The organism is Roseovarius mucosus DSM 17069 (assembly GCF_000768555.3).
Lineage (GTDB): Bacteria > Pseudomonadota > Alphaproteobacteria > Rhodobacterales > Rhodobacteraceae > Roseovarius > Roseovarius mucosus.
The window spans coordinates 590,397-607,062 of sequence record NZ_KN293991.1; the positions used below are offsets into that span (position 1 = coordinate 590,397).

Annotated in this window: 18 protein-coding genes; 7 read left to right on the forward strand and 11 right to left on the reverse strand. The window is 61.5% G+C overall.

The window, feature by feature from the left end:
- Positions 1–137: 137 nt before the first annotated feature.
- From aroA to ade, 5 genes are all read left to right on the forward strand, one after another.
- A complete protein-coding gene (aroA, locus tag ROSMUC_RS20600; RefSeq protein ID WP_037276771.1) occupies positions 138–1,484 on the forward strand; it encodes a 3-phosphoshikimate 1-carboxyvinyltransferase in 1,347 nt (448 codons plus the stop codon).
- Positions 1,485–1,650: 166 nt separating this feature from the next.
- Positions 1,651–2,268, forward strand: a complete 618-nt coding sequence (locus ROSMUC_RS20605; protein ID WP_245875264.1) for a hypothetical protein — start codon at positions 1,651–1,653, stop codon at positions 2,266–2,268.
- 121 nt (positions 2,269–2,389) lie between these two features.
- Positions 2,390–4,429, forward strand: coding sequence for an ASKHA domain-containing protein (locus ROSMUC_RS20610; protein WP_037276774.1), 2,040 nt, complete (start codon positions 2,390–2,392; stop codon positions 4,427–4,429).
- A 74-nt stretch (positions 4,430–4,503) separates the two neighbouring features.
- Positions 4,504–4,884 carry a hypothetical protein gene (locus ROSMUC_RS20615; protein ID WP_245875254.1) on the forward strand — a complete coding sequence of 127 codons (381 nt, stop codon included), beginning with the start codon at positions 4,504–4,506 and terminating at the stop codon, positions 4,882–4,884.
- A gap of 100 nt (positions 4,885–4,984) precedes the next feature.
- Positions 4,985–6,679, forward strand: a complete 1,695-nt coding sequence (gene ade, locus ROSMUC_RS20620; protein ID WP_037276776.1) for an adenine deaminase — start codon at positions 4,985–4,987, stop codon at positions 6,677–6,679.
- On the opposite strand, the gene ROSMUC_RS20625 is transcribed toward ade, so the two are convergent.
- From ROSMUC_RS20625 to ROSMUC_RS20655, 7 genes are all read right to left on the reverse strand, one after another.
- Entirely contained in the window at positions 6,676–6,912 is a 237-nt protein-coding gene (locus tag ROSMUC_RS20625; protein ID WP_037276777.1) for an Lrp/AsnC ligand binding domain-containing protein, read from the reverse strand. The two genes, ade and ROSMUC_RS20625, sit on opposite strands and share 4 nt — an antisense overlap.
- 110 nt (positions 6,913–7,022) lie before the next feature.
- Positions 7,023–7,826 carry a DUF1217 domain-containing protein gene (locus ROSMUC_RS20630; RefSeq protein ID WP_037276779.1) on the reverse strand — a complete coding sequence of 268 codons (804 nt, stop codon included), beginning with the start codon at positions 7,824–7,826 and terminating at the stop codon, positions 7,023–7,025.
- Entirely contained in the window at positions 7,823–8,227 is a 405-nt protein-coding gene (gene flbT / locus ROSMUC_RS20635; protein ID WP_037276781.1) for a flagellar biosynthesis repressor FlbT, read from the reverse strand. The genes ROSMUC_RS20630 and flbT overlap by 4 nt, the downstream gene beginning before the upstream one ends.
- Complete coding sequence (gene flaF, locus ROSMUC_RS20640; RefSeq protein ID WP_037276783.1) at positions 8,224–8,601, reverse strand: flagellar biosynthesis regulator FlaF; 378 nt, start codon at positions 8,599–8,601, stop codon at positions 8,224–8,226. The genes flbT and flaF overlap by 4 nt, the downstream gene beginning before the upstream one ends.
- Before the next feature lie 72 nt (positions 8,602–8,673).
- Complete coding sequence (locus ROSMUC_RS20645; protein WP_037276785.1) at positions 8,674–9,501, reverse strand: flagellin N-terminal helical domain-containing protein; 828 nt, start codon at positions 9,499–9,501, stop codon at positions 8,674–8,676.
- Between the two features lie 207 nt (positions 9,502–9,708).
- Positions 9,709–10,065: a flagellar export chaperone FlgN gene (gene flgN, locus ROSMUC_RS20650; RefSeq protein ID WP_037276787.1), complete on the reverse strand. Its 357-nt coding sequence runs from the start codon at positions 10,063–10,065 to the stop codon at positions 9,709–9,711.
- Positions 10,055–10,339, reverse strand: a complete 285-nt coding sequence (locus ROSMUC_RS20655; protein ID WP_075571779.1) for a rod-binding protein — start codon at positions 10,337–10,339, stop codon at positions 10,055–10,057. The genes flgN and ROSMUC_RS20655 overlap by 11 nt, the downstream gene beginning before the upstream one ends.
- A gap of 1,215 nt (positions 10,340–11,554) precedes the next feature.
- On the opposite strand from ROSMUC_RS20655, the gene ROSMUC_RS21150 reads away from it, so the two are divergent.
- Together ROSMUC_RS21150 and ROSMUC_RS20665 are read left to right on the forward strand one after the other, a co-directional pair.
- On the forward strand, positions 11,555–11,980 hold the full coding sequence (locus ROSMUC_RS21150) for a flagellar hook-length control protein FliK (protein ID WP_037276788.1): 426 nt from the start codon (positions 11,555–11,557) through the stop codon (positions 11,978–11,980).
- A 10-nt stretch (positions 11,981–11,990) separates the two neighbouring features.
- Positions 11,991–12,680 (forward strand): flagellar hook capping FlgD N-terminal domain-containing protein, encoded by a 690-nt coding sequence (locus tag ROSMUC_RS20665; RefSeq protein ID WP_037276790.1) that lies wholly within the window; start codon positions 11,991–11,993, stop codon positions 12,678–12,680.
- Between the two features lie 52 nt (positions 12,681–12,732).
- On the opposite strand, the gene ROSMUC_RS20670 is transcribed toward ROSMUC_RS20665, so the two are convergent.
- Genes ROSMUC_RS20670 through ROSMUC_RS20685 form a run of 4 tightly spaced genes read right to left on the reverse strand, consistent with a single transcriptional unit; the run spans position 12,733 to position 16,526 of the window.
- Positions 12,733–13,521: a heme ABC transporter ATP-binding protein gene (locus ROSMUC_RS20670; protein ID WP_206018485.1), complete on the reverse strand. Its 789-nt coding sequence runs from the start codon at positions 13,519–13,521 to the stop codon at positions 12,733–12,735.
- Positions 13,521–14,588 (reverse strand): FecCD family ABC transporter permease, encoded by a 1,068-nt coding sequence (locus ROSMUC_RS20675; protein WP_102106042.1) that lies wholly within the window; start codon positions 14,586–14,588, stop codon positions 13,521–13,523. Before ROSMUC_RS20675 ends, ROSMUC_RS20670 begins: the two co-directional genes overlap by 1 nt.
- A complete protein-coding gene (locus ROSMUC_RS20680) occupies positions 14,569–15,465 on the reverse strand; it encodes a heme/hemin ABC transporter substrate-binding protein (protein WP_037276792.1) in 897 nt (298 codons plus the stop codon). The genes ROSMUC_RS20675 and ROSMUC_RS20680 overlap by 20 nt, the downstream gene beginning before the upstream one ends.
- Complete coding sequence (locus ROSMUC_RS20685) at positions 15,462–16,526, reverse strand: hemin-degrading factor (RefSeq protein WP_037276794.1); 1,065 nt, start codon at positions 16,524–16,526, stop codon at positions 15,462–15,464. Before ROSMUC_RS20685 ends, ROSMUC_RS20680 begins: the two co-directional genes overlap by 4 nt.
- Between the last annotated feature and the right edge of the window lie 140 nt (positions 16,527–16,666).

Sequence of the window (16,666 nt, forward strand, 5' to 3'; positions counted from 1 at the left end):
GCGCCCCTGATATGCGCCGGCAAAGCGGTTCGTGAGCCCATTGGGCACCGCCCCTGATCCAAGGCGGCGATGGTCATGGACGGGTCCGCTTGCTTGGGCTATCAGGCGGGCAATGCAGACTACTCAAGAGGCGCATCATGTCCGGCCACGGCACCCCTATCCCCATGACCTCTCACCGCTCCGGGCCGCTGTCCGGTGTCGCCGATGTGCCGGGGGACAAGTCGATCTCGCACCGCTCGCTGATCTTGGGTGCGCTCAGCGTGGGCGAAACCGTTATCACCGGGCTTCTCGAAGGCGAAGACGTGCTTGATACGGCCAAGGCGATGCGGGCCTTCGGAGCAGAGGTGACGCGCGACGCGGCGGGCGTATGGCATGTGCATGGCGTGGGTGTGGGTGGCTTTGCAGAGCCCGACCACGTCATTGATTGCGGCAATTCAGGCACGGGCGTGCGGCTGATCATGGGGGCAATGGCCACCTCGCCGATCACGGCTACCTTTACCGGCGACGCCAGTCTGAACAAGCGCCCGATGGCGCGGGTCACAGACCCCTTGGCCCTTTTCGGGACACAGTCGGTCGGGCGCGCAGGCGGGCGGCTTCCCATGACCATCGTGGGTGCGGCCGAGCCTGTTCCAGTGCGCTACGTCGTGCCTGTGCCCTCGGCGCAGGTCAAGAGCGCGGTACTTTTGGCGGGTCTCAATGCTCCGGGGCAAACCGTTGTGATCGAACGTGAGGCGACGCGCGATCACACCGAACGTATGCTGGCCGGGTTCGGGGCAGAAATCACCACCGAAGAAACCGAAGAGGGTCGTGTCATCACCCTCACCGGTCAGCCGGAGTTGCGGCCCCAGACCATCGTGGTGCCGCGCGATCCGTCTTCGGCGGCCTTTCCTGTCTGTGCCGCCCTGATCGTCCCCGGTTCGGATGTTCTGGTGCCGAATATCGGGCTTAACCCGACACGCGCGGGGCTCTTTACCACGCTGCGCGAGATGGGGGCCGACCTCAGCTACGAGAACCTGCGCGAAGAAGGTGGCGAGCCTGTCGCCGACCTGCGTGCGCGCTTTTCGCCGGACCTCAAAGGTGTCGCGGTGCCACCCGAACGCGCGGCCAGCATGATCGACGAATATCCTGTCCTCTCGGTGGTGGCGGCCTTTGCCAGTGGCGAGACGGTGATGCGCGGCGTCAAGGAATTGCGCGTCAAGGAAAGCGACCGGATCGAGGCCATGGCCGCCGGATTGCGCGCGGGCGGTGTCGAGGTCGAGGATGGACCGGATTGGTGGATCGTGCGCGGGCGTGGTCATGGCAATGTGCCCGGCGGCCAGACCTGTGCCAGCCATCTTGATCACCGGATTGCCATGTCTTTCCTCGTGATGGGCATGGCCAGTAATTCGCCGGTTCAGGTTGATGATGCCAGTCCAATTGCCACCTCCTTTCCGATTTTCGAGGCGCTGATGGCGCAACTTGGCGCGGAGATACGGCGTGACTGAAATGCGAGCGCTCGGTCGATCGCGGGTCATGCAAATGCACGTGATCTGCACGTGAGTCCCATTGTGCGCGCGAAGGCGCTGGGCCTAGACTCGCCCTATGGATGACTTCACCCGCCCTGCCACGCCTCCCGTGCCGCCTCCTGTGAAAACCGGCTTGTTGCGTACGGTGGTTCGCTTGGCTGCTTTGGCAGTTTTGGCCTTTGCCTTGCACCTCTTGTTTGCGTGGGCCGAAGGCTACATCCTTGAAAATGAACAGGGCTGGACGATGCCAGGGTTCCTCGTGGTGGCCTTGCTGATCTATGCCGTTCTTATCGCTATCCCGTTTGTGCCGGGGATCGAAATCGGGTTGATGGTGTTGGCCGCGGGCGGGGGCGATATCGCGCCCTTTGTCTGGCTGGCCACAGCCTCTGGCTTGACGATGGCCTATATGGTTGGGTGCAAAGTGCCCTATCGCTGGCTACACCGTATTTTGCTCGATCTTCATCTGACGCGTGCCTGCCGCATGTTGGAAGAGTTTGAGACCCTGTCGCCGCCAGAGCGTGCCGGGTTTATCGCGGCGCAATTGCCGGGGCGCTATCTCGACTGGATTGTCCATTATCGCTACTTGCACCTTGCGGTGCTGATCAATGTTCCGGGAAATTCGATCATTGGCGGTGGTGGTGGCATTGCCTTTGTCTCAGGCCTTTCCGGCGTTTTTCGCGCGCCTCTGGCGGTCCTGACGCTCTTTGCGGCGACGGCCCCGGTGCCGCTGACGATCTGGCTTTTTGGCTGGTCGCTGACCTGACGGACCCTGCCGGAGCGCAGCATGCCGCCCGCCGACGATTTTCTGACGCTTGTGGGCTGTCGGACAAGCGCCTATGGCTTATGTTCCGCCCAAGCAACGCCTCAGAAGCAGGATTTCGCATATGTCGACCGACCCACTTGTCGTTTTCACGCCCTCCGGCAAACGCGGACGCTTTCCCAAGGGAACGCCGGTTTTGACGGCCGCGCGCCAGCTTGGCGTCGATCTCGATTCGGTCTGCGGCGGGCGCGGTATCTGTTCAAAATGCCAGATCACGCCGGGCTATGGCGAATTTTCCAAACATGGCGTCACCGTCCACCCCGACGCTCTGTCGGAATGGAACGCGGTCGAGGAACGCTATGACCAGAAACGCGGCTTGAAACCGGGCCGCCGTCTGGGCTGTCAGGCACAGATCATGGGTGACGTGGTGATCGACGTGCCCCCCGAAAGCCAAGTTCACAAACAGGTGGTGCGCAAGGCCGCCTCTGCCCGCGTGATCGAGATGGACCCGGCCACCCGCCTCTATTTCGTTGAGGTGGACGAGGCCGATATGCACGAACCCACCGGCGATTTCGAGCGGTTGAAACGCGCGCTCAAGGCCCAGTGGGAGATCGACAACATCCGCGCCGATTTGAGCCTTTTGTCCAAATTGCAACCTGTGCTGCGCAAGGGCAAGTTTCAGGTGACGGTCGCCCTGCACCGCGGCCATGTCGAGAGCCCGGCACAGGTGCTGGAGATTTGGCCCGGACTGCATGAAGGCGGCCTCTTTGGTCTGGCTATCGACCTGGGTTCGACCACGGTCGCGGCCCATCTCACCGATCTGGAAACGGGCGAGGTCAAGGCATCATCGGGCATCATGAACCCGCAGATCCGCTTTGGCGAGGACCTGATGAGCCGCGTCAGCTATGCGATGATGAATCCCGGCGGTGACCGCGAAATGACTGCCGCCGTGCGTGACGCGATCAATACCTTGGCCGAAGAGATTGCCAAGGAGGCCGGGATTGACGCCAACCTAATCGTCGAAACGGTGTTTGTCTGCAACCCGGTGATGCATCACCTCTTGCTGGGGATCGACCCAGTGGAATTGGGCCAGGCACCCTTTGCGCTGGCCACCTCGGGCAGCATGGCCCTGAACGCCCGGGAACTGGATCTGAGCGCGATCAATCCGCGTGCGCAGGTCTATGTGTTGCCCTGCATTGCGGGCCATGTCGGTGCCGACGCCGCCGCCGTCGCGTTGAGCGAAGAGCCGGGCAAATCCGACGACCTTGCGCTCATCGTCGATGTGGGCACAAATGCCGAAATCCTCTTGGGCGACAAGACGCGCGTGCTGGCTTGTTCGTCGCCCACAGGTCCCGCGTTTGAAGGCGCGCAGATTTCCAGTGGCCAACGCGCCGCCCCCGGCGCCATCGAGGCTATTCGCATCGACCCAGTGACCAAGGAACCCCGGTTTCGGGTGATCGGCTCTGACATCTGGTCGGATGAGGACGGTTTCGATGAGGCTGTGGGCGACGGAGGCATTACCGGCATTTGTGGCTCTGGCATTATCGAGGCTGTGGCCGAAATGCGCATGGCGGGGCTATTGGATGAAAGCGGTCTGATCGGATCATCAGGGGCCACGGGCACGGCGCGCATGATCGAGGACGGGCGCACCCACTCCTATGTCATCCACGATGGCAGCGCCAAGGGTGGTCCGGTTATCACCGTGACTCAGGGCGATATTCGCGCCATCCAGCTTGCCAAATCGGCGCTCTATGCCGGGGCGCGCTTGTTGATGGATGAGCGCGGCGTGGACAAGGTTGACCGCGTTGTTCTGGCTGGTGCCTTTGGCGCGCATATCTCGCCGCTGCATGCGATGGTTCTGGGCATGATCCCCGATGTGCCGCTCGACAAGGTGACGTCGGCGGGCAATGCGGCGGGCACCGGCGCGCGCATCGCGCTTTGCAATGTCGCTGCCCGGCGTGAGATTGAGCGCGTGGTGGGTGAGATCACCAAGGTCGAAACCGCCATCGAGCCAAAATTCCAGGAGCATTTCGTTGCCGCGAATGCGATCCCGCACAAAACTGATCCTTTCCCGGAACTGTCCAAGATCGTGATCCTGCCCAATCCCAACTTTAACACCCATGGAGATGGCAGCGACGGAGGACGGCGCAAGCGGCGACGGTGATAACGCAAAATCGATGCTTTTCATTGTCATAGGGGCAGGATATGGACGCGCACATTCTGTGAAAAGGTAATCAGATGAAACAGTTGTTCGTGCCAGCCCTTCTGTCAATTTCCCTCCTGAGCGCATGCGGTGGTCGCACGCCTGACCCAGTCGCCGAGGTGCAGCCCGGTGACAGCGCCCTCAACTGCACGCAGTTGCGCGGCGAGATCACGGCCAACACCCGCGCCATCGAAGGCCTGATCAAGGAACAGCAAACCAAGACCGCGCAGAATATTGTTGCCGGGACCGCAGGCGCCTTTCTGCTCGTGCCGTGGTTCTTTATGGATATGAAGGGTGCCGCAGGTGACGAAGCCCGCGCTTATCAGCGCCGCAACGAATCGCTGGTCAGCCGCTACAATGGCATGGCCTGTAAACCAGAGATGAAGCTGGCAAAGCCAACGGCAACTGCCGAGTAAAGGCATCCCCATAGCAAGCATGTGGTCGATGCGCTTCGGCCTATGGGCTTGCGCTTGGTCCTCTGCCACGCGACACTTGCAATGTGTCGGAGGGCATAGCATGGCAGATCTCGAGCAACGCATTGCACAGGGCCGCGGTGATGAGCCCGCAGACCTCGTACTGCGCGGTGCTCAGGTGTTCGATCTTGTCACCGGGGATATGATTTCGGGTGATGTGGCTATCTGCGGTGATTCCATTGTTGGCCTCGGTGCGAGGTATGATGGGCGCGAGGTGATTGACCTTGCAGGGCTGATCCTTGTGCCCGGCTTTATCGACACCCATCTGCATATCGAAAGCTCGCTCGTAACGCCCTTTGAATTCGACCGCTGCGTGACGCCGCATGGCGTGACCACCGCGATCTGTGATCCCCACGAGATCGCCAATGTTCTGGGGCTGGAGGGCATCCGTTATTTTCAGGCGGCTTCCGAACATACCCTGATGGACATCCGGGTGCAGCTCTCGTCCTGCGTGCCGTCGAGCCATATGGAGACCTCGGGCGCCGAGATTGATGCCGAGGACCTGCGCGCGGTGATGGGGCATGCTTCGGGGATCGGTTTGGCCGAGGTGATGAATTTTCCCGGTGTGATCTATCGCGATCCGGGGATGATGGACAAACTGCGGCTCTTCGAGGGAGGACATATCGACGGGCATTGCCCGCAACTGTCGGGGCGCGATCTCAACGCTTATTGCGCGGCGGGCATTCGCACTGAGCACGAGGCGACCACCGCCGAAGAAGCGCGCGAGAAACTGCAACGCGGCATGCGCGTGCTCATTCGCGAGGGCTCGGTCAGCAAGGATCTTCATGCGCTCGCCCCACTGCTGTCGGATATAACGGCCCCCTACATGTGTCTCTGTACCGATGATCGAAACCCGCTCGATATCGCGGAAGAAGGGCATCTTGATCACATGATCCGGGTGCTGATCGCAGAAGGGGCATCGCCTCTTGCCGCCTATCGCGCGGCATCGCTCTCGGGTGCAGAGGCGTTTGGGCTGCGCGACCGGGGTCTGATTGCGCCAGGTCGACGGGCGGATATCGTGGCCGTGGGGTCGCTTGCGGCTTGTGATGTGCAGCATGTGTTCTGCGCCGGGCGGCGTGCCGATGCGGCGGCCTTTGCCGCGCGGGGCACCGTGCCCGCGATCGGGCGACATTCGGTGCGTGCACCCGCGATCGGCCCGCAGGATTTCCGCCATGCCAGCAATCGCGCGGAGACGGATGTGATCGGCATAATAGAAGGCAAGATCCTGACCGCGCATCTGCACGAACGGATTGAGCCGGTGAACGGAGATAAACGCCCCGACGTCGCGCGCGACCTCGTTCGAATCGCGGTGATCGAGCGGCACGGCAAGAACGGCAATATCGCAACCGGATTCGTGCACGGTTTTGGGCTCGAATCCGGGGCTATTGCCTCGACCGTTTGCCACGACCACCACAATATCGCCTGTGTCGGGGTGGATTATGCGGATATGGCCCTTGCCGCCACGCGGCTGGGCGAGATTGAGGGGGGCTTTGTCGTTGTGCAAGGCGGGCAGGTTCTGGCGGAGCTGCCCTTGCCGCTCGCAGGATTGATGAGCCTTGAGCCCTTCGAGGCGGTCCAAGCCCGTCTTGTCGACCTGCGCGCCGCGGCACGATCCCTTGGTGTCACCTTGCAGGAACCCTTCCTGCAACTGGCCTTTCTCGCGCTGCCGGTCATCCCGGCGCTCAAGATCACGGATCGCGGTATGATTGATGTCACCCGGTTCGAAATCTTGAGCTAGAACGCCTTGAACGTCAGGGTCGTTTCAGTACGCTCGATCCCGGCGATATCCAGAAGATTGTCGTTGATGTATTTACCGACATCCTCGGTCTCGGGGATGTAGAGCTTGAGCAGCAGGTCAAAGGGACCGGAGGTGGAGTAAAGCTCTGAATGAATTTCGCGCAGGGCGATGGCCTCGGCCACGCGATAGGAATGTCCCGGTTTGCAGCGGATATTGATAAAGACGCAGCGCATGTATCTCTCCTGTTGCTCAGCCCCATAGGGCTTTTACTCGCAGGCAATTGCAACGGCAAAATCAGAGATTTCTCACTGCGGAGGCATAAGCCCCCAAGGAACAGCCGGTATCAAATGCTGCGCGGAACCGATTGCAGCAGCGTCAGAGCGATGGCCTGCGAGGATTGGACATTTAAGCCGGCCACCTGATCACGCAACAGGAAACGTCGGATCAATTGTTCGCGCAGGCTTTCATCGCTCAGATCCGAGAGGGAACCAATGTTCAACTGTCGCGCGCTGCGCGATTTGATCTCGTCCAACTGCCGGTCAAGATCTGCCTGTGCGAAACTGTCTGGCAGACCAAGCGCTACCTCGAACACGCGCCGCAGGGGCGGGTTTCCTAAAATTCGAAACCAGCGCGTGTCCTCGGATTCCGCGTCGCCTGCGATGTCGCCCAGCTCGCGCTGGACGTTCAGGGCCAGACGCAGGGCCTGATCCTGATCTCCGACAGCGACCTCAAACTCCCGACGCCTGAATTTCTCGGTGATTTCGGTGCCGAAACTCAAGAGTTGCGTGCGCGGGACCGGGCGGTCTGCAAAGGCAAACGCTTCGGACAGTTGTTTGTAACGGTCATCCGCAAGGCGATTGGCAAGCGCGTCGTCCCGAATCGTGCCTTCCTCAAGGATGGCGCGGATAAAGGCACGGCTGTCGATATCCTCCTGAAGCCCAAAGGCTCCCAAGGCCACCCGTAACAGTCGGCGATCAGAGACCAACCCCTCTGCCGTTGTGATCTTGCCGATGTTCTGCTCGAAATACTCGGTATCACGCACGATCTGCGGGGATTTGTTGAACAGATCCGTCTGACGCTCAAACGTGCGCGACAAGAGCGCCCAACCCGGCAATCCTCCAATGGTCAATACAGGGCTAAAGTTCATGATGCGCGATGCGCCAAGAGGCGCTCTTCACGCGGCAGCAGGACGCGCAGCGCCTTGAGACATTTGTAGTGTTCCCCATCCAGAAGTGCCTGCGTGGCAAGGGTTAGCTGGGCTCGGCTGTCGGGATCGCGCAACACCTGACTCAACTCCTCGATGCGGCGCAGGACCTGACGGCGTGCGTCCTGAGGATCGCCATCGCCCGAGAGTAGAAGTTGTGTGGCAAAACAGGCCCGGCGCACGGGAGTCGTTGCGCTTTCGGGGTGAATCGCATCCCGAAGGCGCAGTATATGCGCATTCGGCGTCATGATGGACAGCCGCGAGCGACGATCGCCATTCTCGATCACGGCACCGTTGATGAGCACCCGCTCCTTCGGATTGAGTTTGAGGACAAGGCCGCTCATTGGCTGGCCCTCCGGTCGCTCAGCCCGCGCATGATGGCGGTGTTAATGTCGATCAAGGGCTGTAGCGATGCCTTGGTGTTTAACACCGCACTGCTATGCTGATGACAAAACTGCGCGAGATAGACAATTCGCGCCCGCAGGGACGCTGGCAGCGGATTCTGAGCATCGGCCACATCGGTCGCAAGGATGGTCCAGAGCCGCCGGTTGTCATGCAAGGCCGCCGCAAGATTGACCATATCCTGTTGGTCCTTTCCAGCAACCATCACAAGGCGTTGGGTTACGCGGGCAAAGGCATCATATTCCAACCCACGGTCAGTCCGCACGGACCGGGCTTGGTCGCGATAGGCGCTCTGCGCAAGACGGGTCGCATTCACGTCATGTCCTTTCAAATTCAGTCTGTCACAGGTCACGTGTCAGGGACGCCCCGAAGAGCGCCCCTAAGTGGTTTAGTTCCTGAACAGCGACAGGATTGCCTGCGGGGCCTGATTGGCGATGGACAAGGACTGTGTCGCCAACTGCTGTTGCACCTGCAATGCCTGCAATCGCGCCGAGGTCTCTTCCAGATCGGCATCGACCAGCGCGCCGATGCCGGATTTGATCGCATCCGTGACCTTGCTGACAAACTCGTTCTGATCCGAGATCCGCTTGGCCGAGGCACCTAGCGCGGCCGCGCCATCCACCGCCGTCTGGATATGAACTTCAATCGCCGCGAGTGAGGTATCGGCAGCCGCAGAATCCGACACGTCGATGTCGCTCAGGTCAAGATTTGTTTCGAAATCGACAGAGGCCACAGTGATATTCGAGGCTGTCACTGTGCCGGTTGCGTCGCGGTCAAGCGACGATAGTACGGTGATGTCACCACCTGCCGTATTGAGCAGGTTCGCCCCGTTGAATTGCGACGCGCCGATGATCGACGTGACCTGATTCACCAACTCGTCGACATCGTTCTGGATCTTGCCGTGATCGACGTTCTCACCGGTTGCGGCGACGACCTTTTCCTTGATCTCGTTGAGGAGGTTGGTGATTTGCTCGGCCCCGGCCGATGCCACGGCGACGGTCGATTCCCCCAAGGACAGCGCATCAGACACGGCCTTAAAGCCGCTCACATCGGATTCCATCACTTTGGAAATGGCGAAGATTGCGGAATTGTCCTTGGCCGTCGCCACAGCCTTGCCCGTCGAGATCATATCTTGGGTCTTGGCGAGGTTGGAGTTCACGGATTGCAGGGTCTGAAGAGCCACCATGGCGCTGTTGTTGGTCAGAATACTGGACATATCAAGTTCCTTTCGGGTTTGGCGTATTTCGCCATTTCGGTGTCCGTTTCCCAGTTGGGGAACGATCTGGGCTGTCTTTCTGACGATTGCAGGATGCGGGATGCCCCGGCTGCGCCATCCGTTCGGGATGCAAGAGGCAGAGTGCCCTCAAGATGCTAACGGAGTGCTAAGCCGTTTGTCGAAACGCCAAGAATTTTAGCCAATCCGTCAGGCGCGCTTTTCGAGATGGTGCGCAATCTCGCCGGGAATGGAGTGTTTGCGCCCATTCTGGTCATATGTGTCCAGAGAACGTCGAATGCGCCGATGCGCTGCGAGGCGCGCCGCCACGGTGCGAATCCCTTGCAAAGCCCCATCAAGCAGGGCCTGATTGCGGCTCAGCTTCCCGCGAACCCCTCTCAAATCCCGGGTTGTCGTTGCAATGGCGTTGAGCGCATCTACCAGGCGCTCCTTTTCCGACATGAGCGCCATGATCTGCGAAAGGTCCCCGCGCAGCAGTGCCTCGCGCTCCTCCTCTAGGATGCGATCAAGCTGTTGGATGATGCTGTTACTCTGATCAAGTGTCATGGGCGCGCTCCATCATGGATTGAAAAAAGACATCCGCAAGCCCAATACCCCCGGCCTTGACCATCTCCTGCGCCAGTGCATCGCGGTGAAAGGACGCGAATTGCGATTCGCCGGTGCTTGCCCCGAAACCGTCGCTTTTGGGGTCGAGCCCCCCGAACTTGAGCATTTCGGCCAGAAAGCTTGCCTCCAGTCTCTGGGCCACAAGCCGGGTCGGATTTGGGCTATTTGGTGGCCGGTCCACAGTACCAAAGGCGCGAGTTACAGCATCGGTCATTGGAATCCCTCAAATTGATCACACTAGGCAAGAGAAGAACCGAAACCGGTAAAGAAGCAGTAACCGGTTTCTGCGATCTTCGACGAAATCGTCACGCCATGACTGAGGGGGCCGATGTCTGCTATACCCGCCACGAATTCTCTGCACCCCACGCTTGAGCGCTCACCGGCATCGCTGACCGGTTTGCGGACGGTGGCCGTCGGTGCCCTGCCATCTGAAGGCGCGCGAACATTCGCTGGCGTCTTCCGAAGTGTTGAAGAGGGTGCAGTGGAGCGGCAAAGCGAAGAGGAGGATTTGTCAGATACCGGGCTTGCCGCATCCCCCGCGGACGTCACCCGGACCCAGCCCCACGAGGGGTCGTTGCCTGAGACTGGTTTGCCGGTCACCGCCGCCGCGTCCGGACCCCGTGTCGGATCGGTGCCCACATTGTCGGACGCCACCCACCACCACGCGCAGGTAGTGCCAATGCCCTCTGAAAAAGTGTCTTCTGGTATGGGCAGTGTTTCTCTGTCAGAGCCGATCAAGGATCACTTACCCACGCAAGATTCCCTGAACTCTGCCAATCGCACGCAACCCTTGGTCGGGCAACCGCAAGCGGATGAGGGCAGGCCCCCGGGGCAGGGGCAAAAAACGCCTTGGGCTGCCGATTACACGGATGCTCCCCCTGTCAATCAATCGCAGGGTCCTGCGCCAGAGACCTCGCAAGAGGGATCCAACCAAATGGATCAAGATGCAAGGGCAGCGGCAAGGACAGAGTTGGAAGAGCGCGACAAATGGCTCTTGGTATCGCGCGCGGGCCTGGCCAAGCCTCAGCCCCGGGCGGGGGCTGAATTCGGCCTTTCCCTACCGCCAGGTATGCGCAACTGGGCAGGGCTTGAAGGCCCAGCTCTGGCCGCTTTTGCGGGGCAATCTGAACTTGACCCGGACAATGCTTCGGATTCAGATCCGACCACCGGCTCGCCACGGGAGGCGAGATTTGGTTCGGGCCAGCCTTTTCTTTCGCAGAGGGATCTAGGGCCATCGCCCCTGGCTTCTTTGGCGATGCGATCACCGGGGCTCTCCGACCTCAACGCACGGGATGCCTTTTCACTAGTTACTCTGTCTGCCGACGCAAAAGCGACTGATCTCGGAGACGAGGGGGGCGCGCCAACGGGCACGGAAGTGTCCGACTGGCGCGTCGTCCCCTCTGCAGGACCAAATCAGCCTCTTAGCGCCTTGGCACGACCCGATCTTGCACAGGCGCTTGCCCGGCAAATTGCGGTGGCGGTGCAATCAAGTGATGGGGGGAAACCGACCGTTGATCTCAGGCTCGCGCCCGAGGAACTGGGCCGGGTGCGCCTGAGGGTGAGCAGCCATGAGGGTGTCGTGACCGTTGCGGTCGTCGCGGAGCGTTCAGAAACGCTTGATCTTTTGCGGCGGCATGTCGAGGCGCTTGCGCGGGGGCTGCTGGATGTCGGGTATCAAGAGGCGCGATTCTCCTTTGCCGGGCAGAACTCCGGCGAGAACGCGGCCAAGGCACCTAAAGCACAAGGTTTCCACCAGGCCGAGGAACAGGGATTGGGCCCTATTCTGGATATGTCCTTGCCCCCAAACTTGCTTTCGCTCGCGATGGCGGGCGCACGCATCAATGTTTTGATTTAGAGGAAACAAGATGGATGTGACGACGATTTCACCGGGCACCGCGTCGGGTCGCGCAGCGGCAGCCGCCCCTCAGCCGGATGCCACCGCTGCGCGACCCACAACCGGATTCAGCTCTGATTTTGAGACCTTTCTCAAGATGCTCACGACCCAATTGCGCAATCAGGACCCCCTCAATCCAATTGAATCCTCGGATTTTGCCGTGCAACTGGCGACTTTCTCGACGGTCGAACAACAGGTTCTGACCAACGACCTGCTCACCGATCTGGGGGCGCGACTGGGCGCACAGGGCTTGTCGCAAGTGTCCGGATGGATCGGGATGGAGGCGCTGGCAACCGGCCCTGTCGCCTTCTCCGGGCAGCCGATTTCCCTGATTGCTACAGTCGACTCCCAGGCGGATGCCGCTGAAATTGTTGCAACCGATGCCCAAGGCATCATCGTGAACCGCCAAGCGATCCCGGCGCGCTCTGGCCCGGTTGTTTGGTCTGGCCTCGATCCGGCAGGATTCCCGCTCGCGCAGGGGGAATACACGCTCACGGTGCACTCCCTCGCGGATCAAGAAACCCTCGCGCGCCATACCGCAAGCTTTTATCGTCAAATCGCCGAAGCACAGTTCGAGGCGGGCGAGACCGCCTTGATTCTCGAGAATGGCGAACGGATCGCCCCGGCGCAGGTTCTTGGCCTGCGTCCGGCGCCGAGATAGCGGTTCGCTCGTGATGTTGGTTTTGCGTATGGCTTGGCGTGCCCTGCCGTCATCATCCCACGAACTCTTGCGCGGCTTGGGGCAGCAGATAGGGCACATGTCCAAGCGGCAGCGTGCTGACCCTGAGAGCGCAGCCGTAAACCGCCGAGAGTCTGCCAGAGGTCAGTACCTCGTGCGGCTTGCCGGCACCCGCAATCTCGCCCTGTTGCACCATCACGACATGATCGGCAAACATCGCGGTCAGGTTCAGATCATGCATCACCGCGACCACACCGCCCCCCGCCTGCGCATAGTTGCGAGCAATCCGCATCACGCTCAGCTGTTGGCCGATATCGAGGCTCGATACCGGTTCGTCCAGGAAGAGCCAGTTTGCCCCGCCCGGTCCAACAGGTTCCCAGACCTGAGCGAGAACGCGCGCCAACTGGACCCGCTGCTGCTCGCCGCCCGAGAGATCCTGATAGAAACGATTGGCCAGATGCCCCAACCCCACACGCGCCAGCGCGCGGTCAGGAATGTCGGCGCGGGTCGCATGTTGTCCCGCGCCATGCCCGATACGCACCAGTTCGATCACCGTGAAGGGGAAAGCGATCCGCGTGGCCTGCGGCAATACCCCGCGCCGCGCGGCAAGGGCTGTGGCCGCGCGCGGATGCACATCCAAGCGGTCAAGTCGCACCCGGCCTGCTGCGGCGGTTTCGCCGGTCAACACCCGCAAGAGCGATGTCTTGCCAGAGCCGTTAGGGCCCACAATGGCCGTGATCTCGCCCGCCCGTGCACTGAGGCTGACATCACGCAGAATGGCCTTGCCCCCGATTGCGAGCGTGATCGCTTCCGCGTGGAGCATCAGAAATCCCCCATAGGGCGCTGCCGTAGCAAGATCCAGAGAAAGACGGGTGCGCCGAGTACCGCCGTGACAATCCCGATAGGCAGTTCCGCCGGCGCGATGATCACCCGGCTGAAGATATCCGCGCCGAGCAAAAGGCTTGCCCCCAACAGGGCCGCATTCAGGAGGAGCGGGCCGTGGTCTGGTCCGGTCGCCAATCGAAGCAGATGTGGCACCACGATGCCGATAAAGCCGATCCCTCCCGAGGCTGCGACAGCACCGCCAGTGGCCGCTGCCACGGCGAGAATGGCCAGCGTCTTGACCCGTTGCACCGGAATGCCCAGGTGAAGCGCCGTTGCTTCGCCAAAGGCCAGCCCATTGAGGCCGCGCCCAAGCGTCATAGCCCCCGCCATGGCCAAAAGCAGGATCGGCGCTGCGGTGGCCACCTTGGCCCATGTTGCCCCGGCCAACGATCCCAGCCCCCAGAACGTCAGATCGCGCAACTGCTGATCGTCTGCCGCATAGACCATCAGGCCAGAAACCGCGCCCGACAAAGCGCCAAGTGCAATCCCCGCCAGCAGCATGGTTGCCACCGACGTCCGTCCGCCGTGCGTTGCGACGCCATAGAGCAGAAGGACAGAGACCCAACCGCCGAAAAACGCTGCAACCGGGATCAAAAAATGTCCCAGACTGTCGCGCAGCGCGATGGGTAACAGGCTGCCCAACACAATCGCCGTGATTGCCCCAAGGCCGGCTCCTGCACTGACCCCCACGATCCCCGGATCGGCGAGCGGATTGCGAAAGAGCCCCTGCATCACTGTGCCCGAAACCGCGAGCGCCGCGCCCACCAGCACCCCCAAGAGCACGCGGGGCAGGCGCACCTCCCAGAGAATGATGCCCTGCATTGGGGTGTCCTGCCCCCCTAAGCCGATCATTGACCATAGAGATACGCCTGATGCTCCGATCTCAAGACTGAGGACGCAGGTCAGGAGCAGACCAAGACCCAGCCACAGATGCGCGCGCCTGGCGCGCGTGCGCCGGTCTTGCAAAGGGCGATGCGACAGGGCGTCAGCTTGGGTCACGGTCATCATCGGCCCCATGCGGCTGCGGATAAAGAGCGGTGTTCAACTCCAGCGCGGCCTTAGCCGTTCGAGGTCCAAATCCCAGCAGATAGAGCCCATTCATCCGGACAATCGATTCGGTCGCACCAGCCGGCGTGACCCGGATCGACGGCAGGGCAAAAAGCTGTTCGTCAAGGATGGCATGATCCCCCGTGCGGTCCATCATCAGGATCACATCGGGGGCGGCTTCTGCCACCGCCTCGTCTGTCATCTGCTTGTAGCCGTCAAACCCCGTGACCGCGTTGATGCCCCCTGCCATTTCGATGATCGCGGCGGCCTGCGTGTCGCGTCCGGACGCAAGGATGCGCCCGCCTTGCAGGCTGAGGATGAAGAGGACGCGCTTGCGCGCGCCCTCTGGCACCTGCGCCGTGCGTTCTGCGGCGGTCTCGAGTGCGCCGCGCGTCTCTGTCGCCAAGACTTCGGCGCGGTCAGGCACGCCCAGTGCCGCGCCGACGGCGATGATCTTGGCCAGGATGCCTTCTGCGCTTTGCGCCTCGGGGATGTTGACATAGGTCACGCCCGATTGCGCGAGAACCTCGATCGCTTCGGGTGGGCCAGCCCCTTCGATGGCCAGGATGAGGGAGGGCGCGACCGAGAGCACGCCTTCGGGGCTGAGCGCGCGGGCATAGCCCACGTCGGGCAATTCCGTCGCCTTGGGCGGAAAGGTCGAGGTGGTGTCGCGCGCCACCAGCCGATGTTCCTGCCCCAAGGCATGTACGATCTCTGTCACCGATCCGCCGATGGAGAGCACGCGGTCCGCCTCTTGCGCAAGGCTCGCCCCGGCCAGAGCCAAGAGCGCGACTTGTGCCAAGAGCACCCGGCGCGTCAGGGTAATCCCGCTCATGTCAGCGCCTCCGCGTCCGCCTCTTGCAGGCCCGGCAACGTCTCGACGATCTGGCCAAAGGCGTCGCGGTTGTCGCGCCCCTCCTTGCCCAACCCGAAGATCTGAAAGATCAGCGACCCTTGGGCGTCGAACGCTTCGACGGAAATCGCGGCACCGCGCTGGGTGGGTTTGTCTACAGCCCAAACCTCGGCCACGTGATCCAGTCGCAGGTGCAGGTTGAATCTCGGGTCCATCACGTTTTGCCACGGCCCCATGGGTTTGAGCGTGACAATCGGGCCCGAATGGATCTGGATACAGCCCCGATTGCCGACAAAGATCATCACCTCGGTGCCCGTCTGTGCCAGTTGGGTCAGCAGCGTATTGACCGCTTCGGTCGCCAGTGCGCGCACAAACGGCGCGCCCGCGATGCGGTAGGCCCCCAGCCGGTTCATCCGCAATTTGGACGTGAGGCGCAGGAACTGATGCGTATCGGTCATGCGCCGCCATTCCTCGCGCAGGACGTCGATTTTTTCGGCGTTGGATTTCGCGGCCTCGGGGGGCTTGCGCGGATCGACAGAGAGGGTTGGGGATTGCTCCGGCAGGGCCAGCGAGAGGCGCAGCGCCTCCCATGCGGTGAGCGATGATCCCGCGCGCAGGAAAATCTTGTGTACCGCGTCGCCTGCGGCATCGAACACTTGCAGGCTGCGTTTGGGACCGGAGTCGGTCTCGGTCTCGACCATGAAGGCATGCCGCCAATGGCTTGGGAACATCCTGAGGTCGATCTCCTCGGCCAGCACCATCGCCGCGTGTGGGCCGGTGTGATAATTGTCATATCGCCCCACTTTCTCATGCACGCAGCTCTCATTGCGGGTGAGGGCCATCACATCGCCCAGCCGTTGAGCAGCCCCAATCACCTGATCGGGATGGGCGGCGATTGCGGTCACGCCGCGCCCGACATGAGCGGCGACAAGTTCTGCTTCACTGATTCCAAGGTGGTTCGCTTGATCGCGGCTGCGCATCTTGGGGTTCTCGGCCTGAAAGGCCCGGATTGCGTCGGGGGTAAGGGGAGCGGGGTTTGTCATGCCGGCCTCATGTCTGGATGGATGGGCTGGCTGCATCGCGCCTCGGGCGCGGACGTGGCTCTGAACTACGATCCCTGAAACCTGGATCGCAATCTTGACTCTTTTACTCATAAAAGATTAAAGAGCGCAAGGCCGATCCG